The following is a 17,675-nucleotide window of genomic DNA, read 5'->3' on the forward strand; positions in this document are numbered from 1 at the left end:
GGTGCCGCCTTCCGCTGGCGAGCCGAACTGCTCGCGCTACGAAAGAATGCGTTGTGTCCCAGGACACAAAGGTGTCCCAATTTGGGTCAGTGTGGTTGCTAACTGTTTGACAGAATGGAGATGCAGGCCATAAACGGCACAACTGTTCGATGACGAACCAGGACACCCGCATGAACAACGCAGCAGATCGTCGCCTGGAGATCGCTGCGGCACGAGCCGACTTTCTGAACACCGGAACCCGGACGTCCACTGTTCCCGATATCGTCGCAGCAAGCTGGCAGCGTAGCGCAGCAGCCGGAGTCTCCCACGAGGACTTCGTCCTGCCCTACTACAGCGACCTCGACATCGCCTCGCGGTTGGTCCGCTGTGCCGAGCCGGTCATCCACCGTCTCACCGAGGAGACCCACGACCTACCGCTGAGCATCGCGCTCACCGATAGCAAGGCGCGCGTGCTCAGCCGAACCGACACCGCCCGCACCATCGGGATCCTGCTCGAAAAGGTCTCGCTCACCAGTGGTTTCGGATGGGATGAGGGCGCCGCGGGCACCAACGGCATCGGGACGGTGCTGGAATCCGGGTCCTCTGTCTACATCGTAGGACCCGAGCATTTCAATGACGCGGTCCAACCGTTCGCCTGCGCGGGCGCCCCCGTCCGAGACCCGATCACGGGCCGGGTTCAGGGAGTCCTCGACATTTCCTGCCTTGCCGAGCATTCCACTCCGCTATTGCACTCACTGGTGCGCTCGGCGGCCGCGGAGATAGAACGCGGACTCATGCTGGACCACAGCCAGGCGCAGCAGGGCTTGTTCGACGCCTACGTCCGTGTCGACGCGCGCTCCAACAAAGCCGTCCTCGCCGTCGGCGCGAACATGGTGATGGCCAACGCGAAGGCTCAGCAACTGCTCGACTCGACGGATCAGCTGATGCTGCAGGACCACGCCCGGTTCATCCTCACCCACCGCGATGAGTTTCGCGACCAGATCGTCCTGGCCGGCGGCGAATGCGTCCACATCCACGCCACCCGCATCACCGTCGGCGCGGAGGCCGTCGGCGTCATCCTGGTCATCACCCCCGCCCAGATCGCTCGGCCGGGGAAGTGGATGCCTGCTACGCCCCCGGCGCCGCATCGCCCCTACCCCGAGCGCCCACAACTGGCCGACACACCCGTCTACGACAGTCTCACGCCGGCCTGGCGCGCGGCCGCCGCCGATATCAAGGCCGCATTCCAACGCGGTGACCACGTCCTCATCATGGGAGAAGCCGGCAGCGGCAAAGCCACCCTGGCCACCGAAGTTCACGCTTCCTTGCACGGACCAGGCCACCGGCTGATCGTCGAGGCATCCACGGTATCCCACGAGTCGATAACAGAAATCGACCAATGGCTCGAATCCGTAACGGATCCCATCCTCTGCATCGTCCACCTCGGCGACGATGTCGACAATCGACAAGCGGCCGACCTGCGGACTGCGCTCGCGTTGATCGGGCAATCCGGGAAAGCGGTCACCGTGGTCGTGACCGTGTCACAAACCAGGTTGCCGACCGAAGTCCCGTTCGCCGCGGTGCTCGCCGACGTCCAGGCGACCGTCACGGTGCCGCCGCTACGGCACCGAGCAGCCGACATCCCCGCCATCGTGACCCGTATCCTGCGTGAGTTGGCCCCGCACCGCGACATCACGGTGTCCCCGCAGGGCATGCGCCTGCTCGCCCGATACACCTGGCCCGGGAACATCCGCCAACTCCGCGACGCACTGCGGGAGACGCTGGAACACAAGCCTGTAGGCATCATCACCGAACGCGACTTCCCCGGCTACTGCTCCACCACCTCGCGCCGAAGCCTCACCCAAATCGAGGAAGCCGAGCGCGACACCATCCTCGCGGCGCTACGCGACAACCAGGGAAACCGACTCAAGGCAGCACAATCACTCGGCCTGGCACGGTCGTCGCTCTACCGCAAACTCAAGCAATACGGGCTTACCGCCGTATAGATCGGCACCGGGCGACCCGGGCGTCGTGGCAGTTGGTGCTGGCCATGTACTGCGTTGCGCTCGATCGGCTGGGGCGCTTCCTCAAGGCCGGAGAAAACCGCAGCGGTCAGACGCCGTCCCTGGGTCACGCCGTCGTCGTTGTTCGCGACGCGCCACAGGAAGCTCATGAGCATGATGATGTCGGCGGGGTCGTGCCCGGCGGCCATGGTCCCCTCGGCCACACAGGCATCGACCAGTTTCGCCACCGCCGCGGTGGTCGGCGCCCAGAAAGCGCTGATCACGTCCTGGGCCGCGGCGCTGTGCAAGGCATCGCCCAGACCGTGCTTGATGCGGATGTAGGCGGACAGGGTCTCGAACCACTCGACGAACGCGGCCTTGGCCGAAGAATGGCGCGCCAGCACCTCGTCGGCGGTGGTGGTCAGGCGGTCGATGTCGTGCTGGTAGGCCGCGAGGATCAGGTCCTCGCGGGTGGGGAAGTGGCGGTAGAGCGTCCCTGCGCCGACGCCTGCGCGTTTGGCGACCTCGCCGAGCGGCACGAGCGGGTTGTCCGCGAACAGCTCGTGGGCGGCCTCGATGATCGCGACACGGTTACGTGCGGCGGCCTTGCGCTGCGTGCCGTAGGGGCCGGTCGGCATTATGGCGAGTCGGCGGATGATGAGGATGGTGGTGGCGGCGGCGATGTAGGTCACCGTTTGGTGGTGGTCCGCTGGGGGTGTAGTGCTGACCCAACACAATCCCGCAATCACGTCTGGTCTTGTGTCGGCATTGCATTACCAGCGTGTTCGGGCATTCCCTGGGCAGTGCCACCGCGGCCCAGTCGAGGCGCGACGACCGGAGGATCTTGGCGGGAGTGAATCTGGCGCGTGACGATCGTCGATCATCTACCGGTTTGATGCGCAGCTGGGGCCCTTCGGCCGTGGGATGGTTCGGATTGATTAGCGTTAGGACCACCTTGGGGGGCTTACTAGAACACGGCACTAAGCCAATGCCGTGCAGCAGGACGTCAACGCCACCACTTCCTTACGAAGGGGTGGCGTTGCTGGTTTCTGCGGCCTTCGCGTCCGGGTCGGCGGGGGCGGGCTGATTGGTTCGCCGCTGTGACCTTGCCCGGTCAGTGCCCCAAGCGCGCCTCTCGAAGCAACAAAACACCAGGTCAAGCGACCATATGTCCGACTTCGCGGCGAAGCGTCCTAGCCAGATTCGATCCGGAACTCGAAGCGATGTGGTCTCGTGTGCCGCCCTCTGTGCCGACAATGTTGCCGGTTGGGATTCCCGCCGTGCGGGAACTCATGCAGGCGCGGGACCCGAGAGCATGCGTCGCGATGGGACGGTGGATATGAACGAGCGCTCGATGCGGGGCAGGTCGAAGCCTTCCACGATGAGGCGATCGATCATGCCTCCCGGCATCTTTTGGGTTACAGCGCTTTCCGCGACCGGCAGGATCACTGCCGATGGGTGTGCGGGATCGTGGTACACGGCTTGCTCGGCAGCCAGCCGGGTGGTCGCCGTAGCGTGTGGCTCCCCGGTCCCGTGGTTGCGGCATAGCGGGGGAACGCGCCGCTCGAGACCTGCACACGGATGCGGTGGCCGCGTTTGAACCGATAGGCTGTCGGCCACAGTTGCACTGTGGCGCAGCGTATTCGCTCGCATCCGAGGCGCTGCGCGCCGCTCATCTCTGATGGCGCGATGGACAGCGCTTTTCCCGCTTGTAGATGAAACCGCTGCGGTGCATAGCCTTTCGGTGGCCAAGCATGAAATCGTGCCACGTTTGCGCACCCACACGCCGGGTTCGGCGAGCGGCTCGCAGAAATGGACCGGTGGCGACACCGGTGCCGCGCGGCGGGCCGACTCAACCAATGCCTTGTCGTTCGGAAATGCGATCACCCGGAACGGACGCGGTGCGAGAAGCCTCTTCGCATCAGGTCTCTCGTGCGCGGACGCCGACGCAACATCCGACGTGCAGGACCTCCGCGTCGTCGGTGAGCAAGAGAGCAGCCACGGCTCGCACCGCGTCAACAGACAACCCGATCTCGAGCAAGGGGCTGTGCCGTGGGTGATCCGGGCCGGGCGGCCCGAGAGTCACCTGAAGTGACAGGCCTCCGGCGGTATCTCGCTGCAGGACAATCGAGCCGTCCACGAGGCCGGCGATACGATCGTGCTCACGCAGGGGTAGGGATTCGGCCCGCATTCGGGAACCTCCATCTATCGGTAGTTGTTCGAATCAGCCGGCAGGAGCCGGGGCAGTCGGGCGCCAGAACAGCAGGACCTGGGTCAATCCGCCGACAATTCCGAGAGCGACGGTCAGTACGAGAGGGGTCCACCCAGCACCGAAGATTCCCAGGCTGTAGTCGATCGTCAGCCGGCCGCCGCCAAGTCCACCGAGGCAGATCAGTGCCACGGCCAGCACGAGCACATACTCGTAGCCCTCGCCGGGACGGAAGATGAAGAAGCCATTGCGCCGGTGATTGGTCACGAAAGCGACAACCATCGTGCCGAGCAGGACAGCAGCCGCGATCGGAGAAACGAGCCCCAGAGCGAGCAGGACCCCTCCACTGAATTCGATTCCACTGGCCGTCCAAGCGTGCAGCCGACCAGGGCGCATCCCCATGCTCTCGAACCACCGTGCAGTGCCGTCGATCCGCCCGCCACCGAAGGCGTGATTCCACCCGTGCAGGATGAAAACAACTCCAACCGTGACCCGCAGGACACCGATTACGACGTCCGAAGCATCGATCGCATTCAACTTCTTCTTCTCCCGGATCAGAGTGTCGGCAGCTCGAGGTTGTAGACCTGCGCCGGCTTCATCGACAGGTTGTCGATGTTGTTCTCGGTCGCCTGGTGGTCGAGCGCGTCGAGGACGACAACCGGTCCGTGCACCGAACCGGTCTGGGGTATCTACACCGCCGAACCCGGCACCGAGGACGCCGGACGACTCGCCCTCCGCACGCAATTCTCGGTCGAGTAGGCCCGCGAGGGCAGCCATTCGATCTCGGCATGCACTTGCACGACGCGCCGCTCGGTGAGCTCGCGGAACGCGACCATATCCTCGACGCAGATCAGCGCCGTATCTTGGGTGTCGCAGAACTCGCGAAGTTCGTCCCCGGTGGCCAGTGCCGTCGAATCGCGTTCGCTCACCAGGGCGCACAGCCCGCCGACCGGCGGTAGTTCGGCGATGCTCAGCAGGTCGAGAAGGCATTCGCCCGGCCGCGGTCTGTCGAGCACGCCACCGGGGGCGACCAGTTCGACGACGAGGTGCCCGGGCCGGGTGAAGGCGTCCGGATGCGCGTGCCGGTGAGCGAGCAGCGCGAGAGTCCGAGCGCGGTCCTGCGCGGAAATACCTGTCGACGTGCCCTCGATTGCATCGACCGAAACCGCGTAGTGCCTATCGATCTCGGGGCCTGTCGACGCGATCAGCGGAAGACCGAGGGCCCCGGCACGGTCGGGCAGCATTGCCGCGCAAAGGAATCCGGAGCCGTATCGAACGGCCCATGCGACGAGGCTTTCGGATGCGAGACTACCGGCGAACGCGAGATAGCCGACGCCGTCGGTGTCATCGGCGATGACAACAGCACGTCCGTCGAGGATACTGTCGACGGCGTCCGACACACGTCCCATGGTATTGCGCAGCCGCTCGAGTTCAGAGGCGTTCGGACGATGTTTCGTCATGACAGGCTCCGTGTGTCCGTGCGCAGCCCCGCTTGGTGCAGTAGCGGCATGACCTCGGCGTTGAAGCGGTCGATACCCTCGGTGTAGTCGAGCCAGCCGAGTGCGGCGCCGCTGATTCCCATGCCGCTCAGGCGGGTGAGTTGGTCGGCGACCTGTTCAGCGGTGCCCACCAGCGGCAACGCACCCCACCCGGCGACGTATGCCCGGGCCCGCTCGGCCATAAGCTCTGGCGGGAGGGCCTGGGCGCCACCGCTGATGATGTTGTTCGCCAGGCGCTGGGCGGTCTCCAGATCACCGAGTTCGTCTACGTACCAGTCGAAGTAACGTTTTGCCTCCGCTTCGGTGTCCTTCACCACGACGGTGCAGAAGGTCAGTGCATTGAACTTTCGGTTCAATCCGGCGGCGTGCGTCTTACAACGCTGCATCGTCTGTTCGAGCAGGTCCCAGTTGTCGCTGCCGACGAAACAGTAGTCCGCGTGCGTAATCCCGAAGTCGAGTCCGGCGGGCGACTGGCCGGCGGCGACAATCACCGGCCGCTGCTGGACCGTTTTCGGCTCGAGGTACCCCTTCTCGACGGTGTAGTACCTGCCCTGATGGTCGAGTTCACCGTGCTTGGCCCACAGTGATTCCATAATCTCCAGCCATTCGGCCGACATCAGGTAGCGATCGTCGTGCGGCAACTGCTCGATGCCGAACATGCCGAATTCGGCGGCATTCCAGCCCGAAACGATGTTGAGCCCGAATCGGCCGCCGCTGATGTTGTCGATCGTCGCGCACAGTTTCGCCGCGAGCATCGGATGGTAGATCGGCACGTGACAGGTCGCGAAGACCTGAATTCGCCGCGTCAGGGCGGCCATGGCGGCCGCCCAGGTGAAGCATTCGTACTGTTCGGCATTCGCGTTGTATTTGCCGCCGTGCCCGCGCCACCGGCCGATGGGGAGCAGGAACTCCCAGCCGGCGTCGTCGGCGGCCTTGGCGACCGAGGCGTTCTCGTCCCAGTCCAGCGTGGGCTTCGATGCACCGGAGAGCATCATGCCCCCGCTGACATTGAGGCAGAAGACGCCGAGTTTCAAAGCGTTATCGCCGAAGAACGACGACCGCTGGGGGGAATCCTGCTGACCGGTCATGACGCGACCTCCTTGGGGCGCTCGCAGACGAAAATTGAGCTTGCACTGCCGCGGCGAGGTGAACGGTGGCCAGGTCGGCACGGCGACCGGCCCGGCCCCAGTGGACCCGCCGGCCTCGAGACTGCCCGCAGGAAGTACACACGGTGACGCTAATCCTGAGCCGGGCCAAATGTCAACACTCATGTTGATAACAGTGGTTCGGAGGTGGATATCATGGCCACCCACCAAGGATTATAGTTTTCAATACTTCCGTTGACAGCGCGAATCGGCCGTATCTACCATCGAGGCGTCTCGTCCGGCGCCGGCGCGAACAGGGAATGTACGCGCCGGAGTCAGGCCCCGTCACCCCAATGGAGGACTCAATGGACGGAAACCCCCTGAAGGATCGCCTGGCCCGGCGTGAGCCGCTGTTCGGCGGATGGTGTTCCACCGGAACACCTTTCGTCGCCGAGGTCATCGCGCTGCAGGGTTACGACTTCATCGGCCTGGACGCGCAGCACGGCCTGTGGAGCTACGACCGGCTGCTGTCGAGCATGATGGCGCTGGCGCGAACCGGCGCCGGGATCATCGTGCGGATGCCCTCGCGCGACGCGGCGGCCGCCGGCCGGATGCTCGACGCCGGCGCGCACGGCGTCATCTTCCCGATGGTCGAAACCGCCGACGACGCGCGTGAGGCGGTCGAGGCCTGCCGCATCCACCCCAACGGCCGGCGCAGCTTCGGGCCCGTGCGCGCCTCGCAGTCGTTCGGCCGCGATCCAATCGTGGTGAGCGAGGGCGTGAGCTGCATCGTCATGATCGAAACCGCGCTCGGCGTGGAGAACATCGAAGCGATCGCCGCGGTGCCCGGCATCGATTGCATCTACATCGGGCCCGGCGACCTGGCGATCACATACGGCCTGCCACCCGGCAACGATCCGATACCCGGCCCGCACGCCGACGGCATCGAGCGCGTACGCAAGGTCGCCGCGGCCCGCGGCATTGCGGTCGGCATGCCGTGCACCACCGCGGCGAGCGCGATGGCGCTGGCAGAGCGGGGATTCAGCTTCCTGGCGGTCGGCGCGGACACCTGGTGGCTCACCGAGCGCGCCCGCGCCGAGGCGGAATCACTTCGCGCGGCGGGTCACCTCGGCTCCTAACTTTCAACATGAGTGTTGACAACACTTGACCCCGGGGCTAGCGTCCCAGGTGGAGACAACCTTTTACCCCCGGCATGTCCGTTGCATTCCCTTGTCGAATTGTTTCTGGCTCGCCGAATTGTTCATGAATGGATGGTGGTTGACGATGAGTCGGATAACGCTGATCTCGAGCGACGGGCATGTCGCCGCGCACATGGGTGACTATCGCCCCTACCTCGAGTCGAGGTACCACGAGGACTTCGACGCGTTTCTCATCGATTACCGCAAATACGGTGTGGTGACTACGGATTCGACGAATATCATGAACCGCCTGGATCCCGACGTCGCGGCCGAGTGGCAGGAAAAGGTCACCAACACCGGCAGGCTCGACGCGAGCTGGGATCCCGCACGGCGTGTCACTGAGCTGGACCGAGAAGGCATCGCGGCCGAGGTCCTGTTCCAGGAGTTCGCGACGCCGTTCCTGATGAGCTCGCCGACGCACGCCGCCACGCTGCAGGTCGCGCAGCCGACCGATGACCAGCTCAGCGCGGGGTACCGGGCATACAACCGGTGGGTCAGCGATTTCCGCGCATACGCGCCGCACCGGTGGGCGCCCATGGCGGCGATCAGCCTGCACGACGTCGACGCGGCGGTCAAGGAGATCGAGGCCGTCAAGGAGATGGGATTCTCCGGCATCGCACTGCCGGCGCTCCCCGGCACGGACCGGCCGTACCAGCCGCGGTACGACCGGGTGTGGGCAGCCCTGCAGGACAATGACCTTGTCGTCAACATTCACGTCGCGATCGGCAGCACCCTGCCCTCGTACACCGAAGCGCCCACGCTGACCTCGGCGCGTGCCATGGTCGGCGCGGACATCTTCACCAGCGTGCGAAACCTGCTGCCGTCGTTGATCCTCGGCGGCGTCCTGGAGCGGTTCCCGAGGCTGCGGATCGTGTTCACCGAGACGCACTCCGACTGGGTGCTGGGCGCGTTGCAGCGGATGGACCACCAGTACGACCGCAGTGATCTGCGGCGGGACATCCGCGAGGTCGTCCCGATGCGGCCGAGCGAATACTGGCGCCGCCAGTGCTACCTCGGGTCCTCGCTGTTCTCGCGCGCCGAGGTTGCGGCCCGCCACCGCATCGGCCTGGACAAGATGATGATCGGCATCGACTTTCCGCACAGTGAGGGCGCCTGGCGCTTCGGCACCCGCGAATACGTCAAGGCCACCTTCGGCGCCGAGCATGTGCCGCCCGCCGACGCCCGCAAGATGTTCGGCTCGAACGCCGCGACCGTCTTCGGGTTCGACCTGACCGCGCTCGACGCACTCGCCGAGAAGATCGGACTCGACGAGGCCGACGCGCTGACCCCGCCCGCGGTGCAGCCGACCTATCGCGGTGACCTGGATCGCCCGCTCATCGGGGCCTGATCGCGCACACGGACACAACGAGAGGAGCCGGCGATGCACATCGTGGACACGACGCGACTGCCGTGGGAATTGGTAGTCCCGAATACCCGGGGCGGCGACGTGTGGCGGAAGGTCATCCTGGCCGCGAAGGGCGGCAAGCAGGTCAGCTACGACATTCGGTTCGAGCGCTTCGGGGAGGGCGATCGCGGATACAACTCGATCCGGCATCGCCATGATTTCGAGCAGCTCCGCTTTGCCGCTCTCGGCCGGATGGACCTCGGATTCGACGTCCTCGAGGAGGGTGACGTCGGGTATTTCCCGGCCAACGCCTATTACGGGCCGCAGAAGTGCGAGGGTGCGCTGATTCTGGTCGCGCAGTGGGGCGACCGCTTCGTCACCAAGGAGGAGAGCGACGCGGCCGTCGCCGAATTGTCCAAGCACGGTGAATTTCGCGACGGCATCTACCACGGCGTCGGTGAGGGCGGTCGTCCCTTCAACAAGGATCCGCTGAATGCGATCTGGGAGCAGGTGTTCGGTGAGCCTTACAAGCCCCAGAAACCGCGCTACCGGCAACCGGTGCTGATGACCCCGTCGGCCTTCGGCTGGTCCGAGGGCGACGGGGTCACCCAGAGCCGCAAGCACGGTGTCTTCACCGAGAACGGGCTGGCGGTCGAGTCGGTGCAATGGCATGCGAACGGATCGTTCGAGGTGCCGGCCGGTGATCCCCGGCCGACATTCCTGTTCACCACGAAGGGCAGCTTTACTCACGACGGCCAGGAATTCGGACCGCACACCGGGGTGTGGGCCGAATCCGGCGAGGGCGTCACGGTGAGTGGGGTATCGGGCAGCGAATTGCTGATGGTCCGCTTCCCCGCACCGTCGAGTCGTATCACGCTCGGCCTGTCCTGATTTCGGAAACAATGGAGTAGAACCGAATATGACCCAAATGCGATTCGATGGCCGAGTCGCCCTCATCACGGGGGCGGGCCGCGGACTGGGACGTGCCTATGCCGAATTGCTCGCGTCACGCGGCGCGACGGTAGTGGCCAATGATCTCGCGGTGGAATCGGTCGACCGGGATGACAATTCATCCCAGCCCGCCGTGATCGAGACGATTCAGCGCGGCGGCGGAAACGCCGAAATGATATATGCCGATCTCACATCGGAGGCGAGTTCTCGTGAGCTCGCCCGCGAGACGCTACGCAAGCACGGCCGGGTGGATATTTTCATCCACAATGCCGGCACCGCCACCGGCAGCCTCGACCATCACCTCGACCTTCATCTCAAGGGCGCCGTGTGGGTGCTGCACGAGCTTTGGCCGGGAATGGTGGAACGCCAGTACGGGCGGGTGCTGATCACGACATCGGGCGTCGGGATGTACGGTTCCGGCGCCGGCGGGCAGCGCGCCGAGGACGAGAGTGCGACCGGATTCGGCGAGAACTGGTTGTACGGGGTGGCCAAGGCCGGCGCGTACGGCCTCACCCGGCATCTGGCGAACCGGGGCCGGGCCGCCGACATCAAGGTCAATGCCATCGCGCCGATCGCCTACACGTCCGCCGCGCGGCACGCCACGACGGGACGCACCGCGGACCCGACCGGCCGGCTGCAATGGATCCGCGAACAGTGCACGCCCGAGCGGGTGGCACCGGTGGCCGCGTACCTCGCGCACGAGGACTGCGGGGTCACCGGCGAGGTCTGGCGTGCGGCGGGCGGCAAGGTCGGGCGCATCTTCGTCGCCGAGACGCCGGGAATCGAGCTGGCGGACCTGCGGCTCGAGGACGTGCGGGACAACGTCGAGACGATCCGGGACGAGAGGGGCTACACCGTCCCGGCATCGTCCGGTGTCGGCTGAGCACACTCATCGAGGAGAATTCTGGTGGATACCACAACGACCGCGAGCAGCAACGGACTGGATGCCCGATTGCAACTGCTGCTCGACGAACGTGAGATCAAAAATTGTGTGCTGCGCTACTGCCACGGCACCGACCGGCTGAACTGGGATTTGGTGGCCGACTGCTACATGCCCGAAGCCGCCGATGACCACGGCGCCTTCCAAGGCGGGCCGGCGGAACTGGCCGGCTGGCTGGCCGCCAAAGCCAAGTATCGCGGCGCTAAACAGCACATCGTCGCCAACCAGCTGGTCGAAATTTCCGGCGACCGCGCGGTCTGCGAAAGCTACTACCTCTGCTACATCGAATTCATCGACGACCCCGAATTCGTCACGAACGGTGGCGCCGAGGCCGTCCTGATGGGCGGCCGCTACGTCGACCGCATGGCCCGCATCGAGGGCACCTGGAAAATCGCCGACCGGGTTTCGCTCGTGGACTGGACGCGCAGCCTCGGCGAACCCGCGTACTGGTCCTCGCCCGCGGCGGCAACCTTCACCAAGGGCCGCGGCGACGACCAGGATCCGGCCCGCCTCGCATTCGCCGAGCTGGGCCTGAGCCCGGGGGTTCGAGTATCGCACTGAACGTGCGACGAGGGGCGAAATGCCTTCCCGGACTGTGAAAATCGAAGTTGTAAGACTCGATTATTCTGTCCGGGAAGGCATTTCGATTACCGCCGCCGGCCACTGCGGAACATGAGTTCCATCGCCTACTGTGGACCGCCACATAGACGGCCGACCTCGACCAGCTGTCCGGCCTACTCCGGCCCGACGCCACCATGGTCGACGTCGGCCTCGGGCTGTCGTCGACCAGGGGCGTGACGCGATCATGGACCGGGCCCGGCAAAGTCTGGGCAGCGGGTACGCGGGGCCGGTCCACGATCTGCGGATCTACGGGCTCAGCCGATCCGGTGGCCGCCGCCGAAGAACGGCAGCGGAGATCGTCGGCTCGATATCTATTGCCGCTGGATTACTCGCCATCGAGTCGGACGTTGTGGTCGTAAGCCCATCCTACGAATCGGGCTTACATATTTCAACAGATATGTTGATTACGTTGGCGATGGCGACACGTCTCCGACCAGCCGAGCAGAGCTGTCAGCCAGCATAGTCGTGGCGAGTAGCCGCCGACATGGGGCACAGAAATCCAGGGGCCTCATAATTGTTCAACTACTTCGTTGACAACCCGATGTGACCGAGCTAACGTTCCTGTCCGAGGGTAAGAGCCCTGTCGGAACCCCGGAACTCGGTCTGCCCGACTGGAAATCGGTGTCGCCGGTCGAGCGAGCGAACTCCTACCTCCCCGAACAGGTCCGGCCGCTACACCGGCCGTCGCCCCTCCCCGGCGTCACGCCGGAGCTCCACCTCCTCCGCAACGAAGCCGAGGAGCCCGATGAGAGGAAACATCGATGAGGAAAATCGCTGCGACATGCGCGTTGGTCGCCGGAGCCGCCGTGGGCATCGCGGGAACCGCGCAGGCGGCCCCGCAACCGGACGCCATCCACTACAAGACGACCGCCACACCGACGGGAACCGTCATCACCACCGACGCGGGAACCCTGGACGCCGACAACGGCGTATTCAAGATCAAGAGCCGCAACGGAACCGTGCTCGCCGGATCCGACCTGTCCTTCCGGGTCGACGACTTCATGTTCCCCATCGCCGCCAAGATCAACGGCCACACCGCCACGCTCACCCCCCAGTTCGACCTCGCGCACGCCACCTACAAACCGGTCGCCCTGCCGTTCGAGGACCAGGCACCGTTCAAAACCCAGTACGACCGCGAGCAGGCCGCCTGGACCCGCATGGCCAGCACCATCACGACCGGCGCCACTGTCGGAACCATGGTCGGCGGCCTCGGCGGCGCGGCAGTGGGCTGCGTACTGGGCGGCATCGCCGGCGCCACCATCGCCGCGGCGACCATCGTCGGCATGTTCGGCCCATTCATCCCCGCAGCCGCCGTCGGCTGCCTCGGCGGCATCGTGGCCATCGGAGCCCTCGGCACCGCCCTGGGCCAGCTCCTGGTCACCGCACCACTCACCATCATGGCCGCGGTCCAGTACTTCACCACCATCAACGAACCCGCACCCAGCCCCGCCCCCGCCACAACGAAGTAGCCCGCAACCACCCCGGAGTGTTTCGGCGCAGCGGGACTTTCACCACCGGGCGCCGAACGCTCTCCCACAGAGCCCGCTTCCCAGTCCTATACGAAAGTACCTGCCGTACATCATGTTACGGCATTCGACAGGACGCTCTCCCGCAACGCACCGTCAGCCCGGACCGAACGGCCGGATACTCTCACCCACATGTCGGTGCGGCGAGCCCGAGCCCGGAGGCTCGAGTATCACACTGAGTGTGCGGTGAGGGGCGAAATGCCTTCCCGGAATGGGAAATCGAAGTCGTAAGAATCGATCATACTGTCCGGGAATGCATTTCGAATATCGATAACAACCATAGCGATCGCGATGCGGGTCCCCGATGCTCGAGGCAGAGGGCATGCGCTATCGGTTCAGTGATTCGATCCGACCGCGACAGCCGCCCGTCCCGCCGCATCCCGGCCCGGCGGCCACTACGGAGCAGGAGTTTCGATCGCCGAGTCCGGATCGCCACGCAGACAGCCGATCCCAACCAACTGTACGTCCGCTCCGGCTTGACGCCGTCGTGGTCCAGTCAGCGTCGGCTCTCAGAGCAGGGGCGCGAGGCGATCATGAACCCCAGTCGCCCGCACCGAAGGACTCCTTGCCGAGAAGATCCGCGTCTGCGGGCGCGCGGGGGTCTGTGGGCTGCAGATCCACTTCAACGGGCGATTGCTCGGCGGTGGCCGCTGAAGATGAGTTCCAGGCCCCGCAACACTCAGCCGATCCGGTGACCGCCGCGGAAGAACGGCAGCGGAGACGACAGGCGCCCATCCCCCAGCGCTCGCACGCGCCCCACGCAGATCTCGTGGTCGCCGCCGGGGTGGATCGTCTCGATGTCACAGTCGATCCACGCGATCACATCGTCGAGCCGCGGGCAGCCGCCCTCCGATGTGGACCAGCCGACCCCGTCGAACTTTTCCGCTCCGCTGCGGGCGAACTGACGACATACCGCTTCCTGGTCGGCGGCCAGAACATTGATGCAGAACCGCCGCGCGCGCTTGATGATCGGCCACGTCTCCGACGAATTCGCCGCGCAGAAGCCAACCAACGGCGGGGCCAGCGAGATCGAGAAGAACGAGCCGATCGCCAGTCCGGCCGGCTGCTCACCGTCCATGGTCGATACCACGACAACGCCGGTCAGGAAGTGACCGAGCACTCGCCGGAAGATCGTCGGCTCGACATCTATTGCCGCTGGATTACTCGCCATCGAGTCGGACGTTGTGGTCATAAGCCCATCCTACGAATCTGGTTGGCATATTTCAACATTCATGTTGATTGTATCGGCGTTGGTGACGTGTCTCCGATCAGCTGAGCATAGCTGTCAGCCAGCACAGTCATGGACAGAGCTATCGACGTAAGGATGCAGATGACCAAGGGCTCCCAACTGTTCAACTACTTCGTTGACAATCCGATGTGACCGAGCTAACGTTCCTGAAAGCCGCCCTGCCGAGCAGTCATCGACAGGGGCCGACAGGGCCAAAGGAGGCCGTCAGCATGATTCATTCGTCGACCGTGGCTAGCATCCGGTGGCCGTCATGACCGCCACGGATCCGCGTGCGCACTTGCAGCACAATCCCCTACGGCACAAGATCGCGATCGTCAGCGGCGGCGCCCGGGGTATCGGAGCAGCGATCGCCCGGCGCCTCGTCGCCGACGGCGCGCAAGTCGTCATCGGCGACGTGCTCGATAACCCCGGCCAAGCAGTGGCCGAAAGCCTTGGGCCGCAGGCCGCATACGCCCATCTCGATGTCACCGAGCACCAGGACTGGCGCGCGGCGGTCGAATTGGCCTGCGCCACATTCGGTAATCCGAACATCCTGGTGTGCAACGCAGGCGTGATGTTCTCGAGCCCGTTCGAGAAAACCACGCCGGAGGATTTCCGCCGGCTGTTCGAAATCAATGCGCTGGGCGCGGTCCAGGGAATTCACGCGGTGCTGGACCCGATGCGCGCAGCCGGCGGCGGTTCCGTGGTCGTGGTGTCCTCGGTCGGCGGCGCGGTCGGCATCGAGGGAATGTCCGCGTATTGCGCGAGCAAGGCAGCGAACACCATGATTGCTCGGTCTGCGGCAATCGAGCTCTCCCAGTATGGCATTCGCGTCAACTCGATTCATCCCAGCCGAGTCGACACACCGATGAGCAACAGCGACGCAGTCGCCGCCGTGGCCTCGCCGGACACATCCGATCTGCCACCACTCGGGCGCATCGCCGAACCAGAGGATGTGGCCGCACTGGTCGCCTTCCTCGCAGGTGACGAGTCGTCCTTCATCACCGGCGATCAGCACTTCATCGACGGTGGCAGGCAGGCCGGATATAAATACTCCGCAACCGCCGCCCGGGATTTCCGCCGATAACGGCCCGAAAGGTAGTCAGGCACATGCTTCTGGAGACCGAAAATCTCGCGGTGCGATATCCGAACGGAGCCATCGGCATCGAGGATGTCTCGATACGGATCGAGACGGGCCGGATCGTGGCACTCGTCGGCGCCAACGGTGCGGGTAAGACCACGACATGTCGCGCCCTGAGCGGCTTTCTGCGCACCGAAGGCGCGCAGATCGTGCGCGGCAAGGTCGTATTCGACGGTGTCGATGTGACCGGTCGCGAGCCACATCGCCTGGTCAAGGCGGGCATCGCCGCAGTTCCCGAGCGCAACAAGGTATTTCCGAATCTCAGTGTGCGCGAGCATTTCCTGTCCGCGGGAATGCATCGGTCCGGGGCGGAGCGGGAGGAGGCGGTCGAATTCGGCCTGCACCTTTTCCCGACGATCCGCGGCCGCATGAAGCACAGCGCCGGCACGCTCAGCGGCGGCGAGCAGCAGATGGTCGCGATCATCCGGGCGTTGGTGAGCCGCCCGCGGCTGCTCATCGTCGACGAGATGATGCTGGGATTGCACGCCAGCCTGCAGCGACCGCTGTTCGAGGCGCTGGAAACGATCGCCGGGGACGGGACCGCCTGCCTGGTCATCGACGAGAGCGCCACCCGCACCGTGACCACCGCGCAGTATTGCTATCTGCTCGAAGGCGGACGCATCACCGCGCACGGGAACTCGGCCGACTTCGTGAATACCGACCTGTTCGGCATATCGGATATCGGCGCATAAACGCGACCAACAATACCCTCACCGCATCAATACATATATCAGAGGACTGATCTCGTCATGCGTGCACAAACGCTGCATCGTCGCATTCTCGTTGCAGCAGCGACAATACTTTCCCTATTGATCACCGCGGCCTGCGGACAAGGCGCCGACTCGGACGGTTCCGGGTCGGGTAATTCCTACCGGGTCACCGTGATTTCGGATATCTCCGGGGCGTTTTCGAGTGTTTCGGCGCCCGGCGCGTCCAGCATCGAGATGGCCGTGAATAATATCAACGCCACCGGCGGCGTCAACGGCAAGAAAATAGATCTGCAGGTCATCGACAGCCAGTCCAGCGGGAGCCTCGCGCTCACCGCTGCGCAAAAGGCGATCGCGGCGAATCCGCTTGCCCTGGTGATGTTCTCTGGGTCGGCGGGAGCGGCGTCGATCACGTCGCTGGCGCAGTCGGCGAAGGTGCCGTTGCTGAGCCCGGCCCTGTCCGACACCTCGCTCTACCCGGCGCAGCCGTATCTGTTCCAGACCAGCCTGACAGCGAAGCAGGACGCGGAGGCGTTGTACCGCTTCGTCGAACAGCAGGAGAACGGCTCGGTGTCGGGCAAGACGGTCGACGTCGCGGCCATCAACTCGCCCTACGTCGATGTGATCATCAAACAGGCGCGCACACTGCTGGAGCGGGCGGGCGCCAGGGTCGCGGGCATCCAGCGATACGACGTGCCGTTGGCATCCTTCGCCACGCAGGCCGGCGCGATCGCCCGCGACAACCCGAACGTGGTGCTGACCCTGGGCTCAACCGACGACACCGTAGTGGTGTCCAAGTCGCTGACAGCTGCCGGGGTGACAGCGCTACAGCTCGGCATCCCGTCGGGCGCGGCCCAGGCCACCCTGCAGCAGATCGCCTCGCCCAAATACTTTGCCCTGGCGGCCAACCCGTATGCGACCACGCTGCCCGAGTTCCTCGCGGTCGCGGACAAGTACCACAAGACCGCCGATGTATCGAGCTCGATGTTCGCGATGTCGGGCTGGGTGACCGGATATGTCCTGGCCAAGTCGCTCGAGAAGTGCGGGACCGGCTGCACGAGCGCGGCGCTGAACACCGCGCTGGAACAGGTTTCCGATTTCACCGTGTCCGACGGCGCCTCCTACGGGCCGGTGAGGTTGAGCGCCACGAATCACGTTGCCGCCGGCACGGTCCGGTTCCACAACTACGACCCCGCGACCGGCAGATTTTCCGAGAGCGACCCGATCACTGTGCCGTGATCG

General features: G+C 65.0%; 17 protein-coding genes and 1 pseudogene. 11 read left to right on the forward strand and 7 right to left on the reverse strand.

Going from position 1 to position 17,675, the window contains the following annotated elements; genetic code table 11:
* Positions 1-149: 149 nt before the first annotated feature.
* Positions 150-1,985 carry a sigma-54-dependent Fis family transcriptional regulator gene (locus ABH933_RS41625; RefSeq protein WP_429427804.1) on the forward strand — a complete coding sequence of 612 codons (1,836 nt, stop codon included), beginning with the start codon at positions 150-152 and terminating at the stop codon, positions 1,983-1,985.
* Here ABH933_RS41625 and ABH933_RS41630 read toward each other — a convergent pair.
* Positions 1,946-2,674, reverse strand: coding sequence for a TetR/AcrR family transcriptional regulator (locus ABH933_RS41630; protein WP_429427802.1), 729 nt, complete (start codon positions 2,672-2,674; stop codon positions 1,946-1,948). The two genes, ABH933_RS41625 and ABH933_RS41630, sit on opposite strands and share 40 nt — an antisense overlap.
* 753 nt (positions 2,675-3,427) lie before the next feature.
* The gene (locus tag ABH933_RS41635; protein ID WP_429427800.1) at positions 3,428-3,658 is read right to left on the reverse strand and encodes a CocE/NonD family hydrolase C-terminal non-catalytic domain-containing protein; all 231 of its coding nucleotides are present in this window, start codon (positions 3,656-3,658) and stop codon (positions 3,428-3,430) included.
* A 5-nt stretch (positions 3,659-3,663) separates the two neighbouring features.
* Between ABH933_RS41635 and ABH933_RS41640 the strand changes: the two genes are divergently transcribed.
* Complete coding sequence (locus ABH933_RS41640) at positions 3,664-4,077, forward strand: hypothetical protein (protein WP_429427798.1); 414 nt, start codon at positions 3,664-3,666, stop codon at positions 4,075-4,077.
* 129 nt (positions 4,078-4,206) lie between these two features.
* Here the strand turns inward: ABH933_RS41640 and ABH933_RS41645 are convergent, their stop codons facing one another.
* From ABH933_RS41645 to ABH933_RS41660, 4 genes and pseudogenes are all read right to left on the reverse strand, one after another.
* Positions 4,207-4,458: a hypothetical protein gene (locus ABH933_RS41645; RefSeq protein WP_429427902.1), complete on the reverse strand. Its 252-nt coding sequence runs from the start codon at positions 4,456-4,458 to the stop codon at positions 4,207-4,209.
* Positions 4,459-4,728, reverse strand: a pseudogene (locus ABH933_RS41650) (DoxX family protein); the annotation flags it as partial.
* A gap of 152 nt (positions 4,729-4,880) precedes the next feature.
* Positions 4,881-5,651, reverse strand: a complete 771-nt coding sequence (locus tag ABH933_RS41655) for a 3,4-dihydroxy-2-butanone-4-phosphate synthase (protein ID WP_429427796.1) — start codon at positions 5,649-5,651, stop codon at positions 4,881-4,883.
* Positions 5,648-6,778, reverse strand: coding sequence for an LLM class flavin-dependent oxidoreductase (locus tag ABH933_RS41660; protein ID WP_429427794.1), 1,131 nt, complete (start codon positions 6,776-6,778; stop codon positions 5,648-5,650). Before ABH933_RS41660 ends, ABH933_RS41655 begins: the two co-directional genes overlap by 4 nt.
* Positions 6,779-7,140: 362 nt before the next feature.
* On the opposite strand from ABH933_RS41660, the gene ABH933_RS41665 reads away from it, so the two are divergent.
* The 6 genes from ABH933_RS41665 (at position 7,141) to ABH933_RS41690 (ending at position 13,300) form a co-directional block, all read left to right on the forward strand.
* The gene (locus tag ABH933_RS41665; RefSeq protein ID WP_429427792.1) at positions 7,141-7,914 is read left to right on the forward strand and encodes an HpcH/HpaI aldolase family protein; all 774 of its coding nucleotides are present in this window, start codon (positions 7,141-7,143) and stop codon (positions 7,912-7,914) included.
* A 145-nt stretch (positions 7,915-8,059) separates the two neighbouring features.
* On the forward strand, positions 8,060-9,322 hold the full coding sequence (locus ABH933_RS41670; RefSeq protein ID WP_429427790.1) for an amidohydrolase family protein: 1,263 nt from the start codon (positions 8,060-8,062) through the stop codon (positions 9,320-9,322).
* Positions 9,323-9,355: 33 nt separating this feature from the next.
* Positions 9,356-10,210, forward strand: coding sequence for a hypothetical protein (locus ABH933_RS41675; RefSeq protein ID WP_429427788.1), 855 nt, complete (start codon positions 9,356-9,358; stop codon positions 10,208-10,210).
* A 28-nt stretch (positions 10,211-10,238) separates the two neighbouring features.
* Complete coding sequence (locus tag ABH933_RS41680) at positions 10,239-11,153, forward strand: SDR family NAD(P)-dependent oxidoreductase (RefSeq protein WP_429427786.1); 915 nt, start codon at positions 10,239-10,241, stop codon at positions 11,151-11,153.
* A 24-nt stretch (positions 11,154-11,177) separates the two neighbouring features.
* The gene (locus ABH933_RS41685) at positions 11,178-11,771 is read left to right on the forward strand and encodes a nuclear transport factor 2 family protein (RefSeq protein WP_429427784.1); all 594 of its coding nucleotides are present in this window, start codon (positions 11,178-11,180) and stop codon (positions 11,769-11,771) included.
* Positions 11,772-12,592: 821 nt separating this feature from the next.
* Positions 12,593-13,300 carry a hypothetical protein gene (locus tag ABH933_RS41690; protein ID WP_429427782.1) on the forward strand — a complete coding sequence of 236 codons (708 nt, stop codon included), beginning with the start codon at positions 12,593-12,595 and terminating at the stop codon, positions 13,298-13,300.
* A gap of 736 nt (positions 13,301-14,036) precedes the next feature.
* Here ABH933_RS41690 and ABH933_RS41695 read toward each other — a convergent pair.
* Positions 14,037-14,549: a flavin reductase family protein gene (locus ABH933_RS41695; protein ID WP_429427780.1), complete on the reverse strand. Its 513-nt coding sequence runs from the start codon at positions 14,547-14,549 to the stop codon at positions 14,037-14,039.
* 307 nt (positions 14,550-14,856) lie between these two features.
* Between ABH933_RS41695 and ABH933_RS41700 the strand changes: the two genes are divergently transcribed.
* Genes ABH933_RS41700 through ABH933_RS41710 form a run of 3 tightly spaced genes read left to right on the forward strand, consistent with a single transcriptional unit; the run spans position 14,857 to position 17,672 of the window.
* Complete coding sequence (locus ABH933_RS41700; protein ID WP_429427778.1) at positions 14,857-15,672, forward strand: glucose 1-dehydrogenase; 816 nt, start codon at positions 14,857-14,859, stop codon at positions 15,670-15,672.
* Between the two features lie 23 nt (positions 15,673-15,695).
* The gene (locus ABH933_RS41705; protein ID WP_429427776.1) at positions 15,696-16,418 is read left to right on the forward strand and encodes an ABC transporter ATP-binding protein; all 723 of its coding nucleotides are present in this window, start codon (positions 15,696-15,698) and stop codon (positions 16,416-16,418) included.
* 57 nt (positions 16,419-16,475) lie between these two features.
* Positions 16,476-17,672, forward strand: a complete 1,197-nt coding sequence (locus ABH933_RS41710) for an ABC transporter substrate-binding protein (protein WP_429427774.1) — start codon at positions 16,476-16,478, stop codon at positions 17,670-17,672.
* Positions 17,673-17,675: the final 3 nt, after the last annotated feature.

Origin of the sequence: Nocardia sp. GP40, assembly GCF_050434125.1 — a bacterium.
GTDB classification, from domain to species: domain Bacteria; phylum Actinomycetota; class Actinomycetes; order Mycobacteriales; family Mycobacteriaceae; genus Nocardia; species Nocardia albiluteola.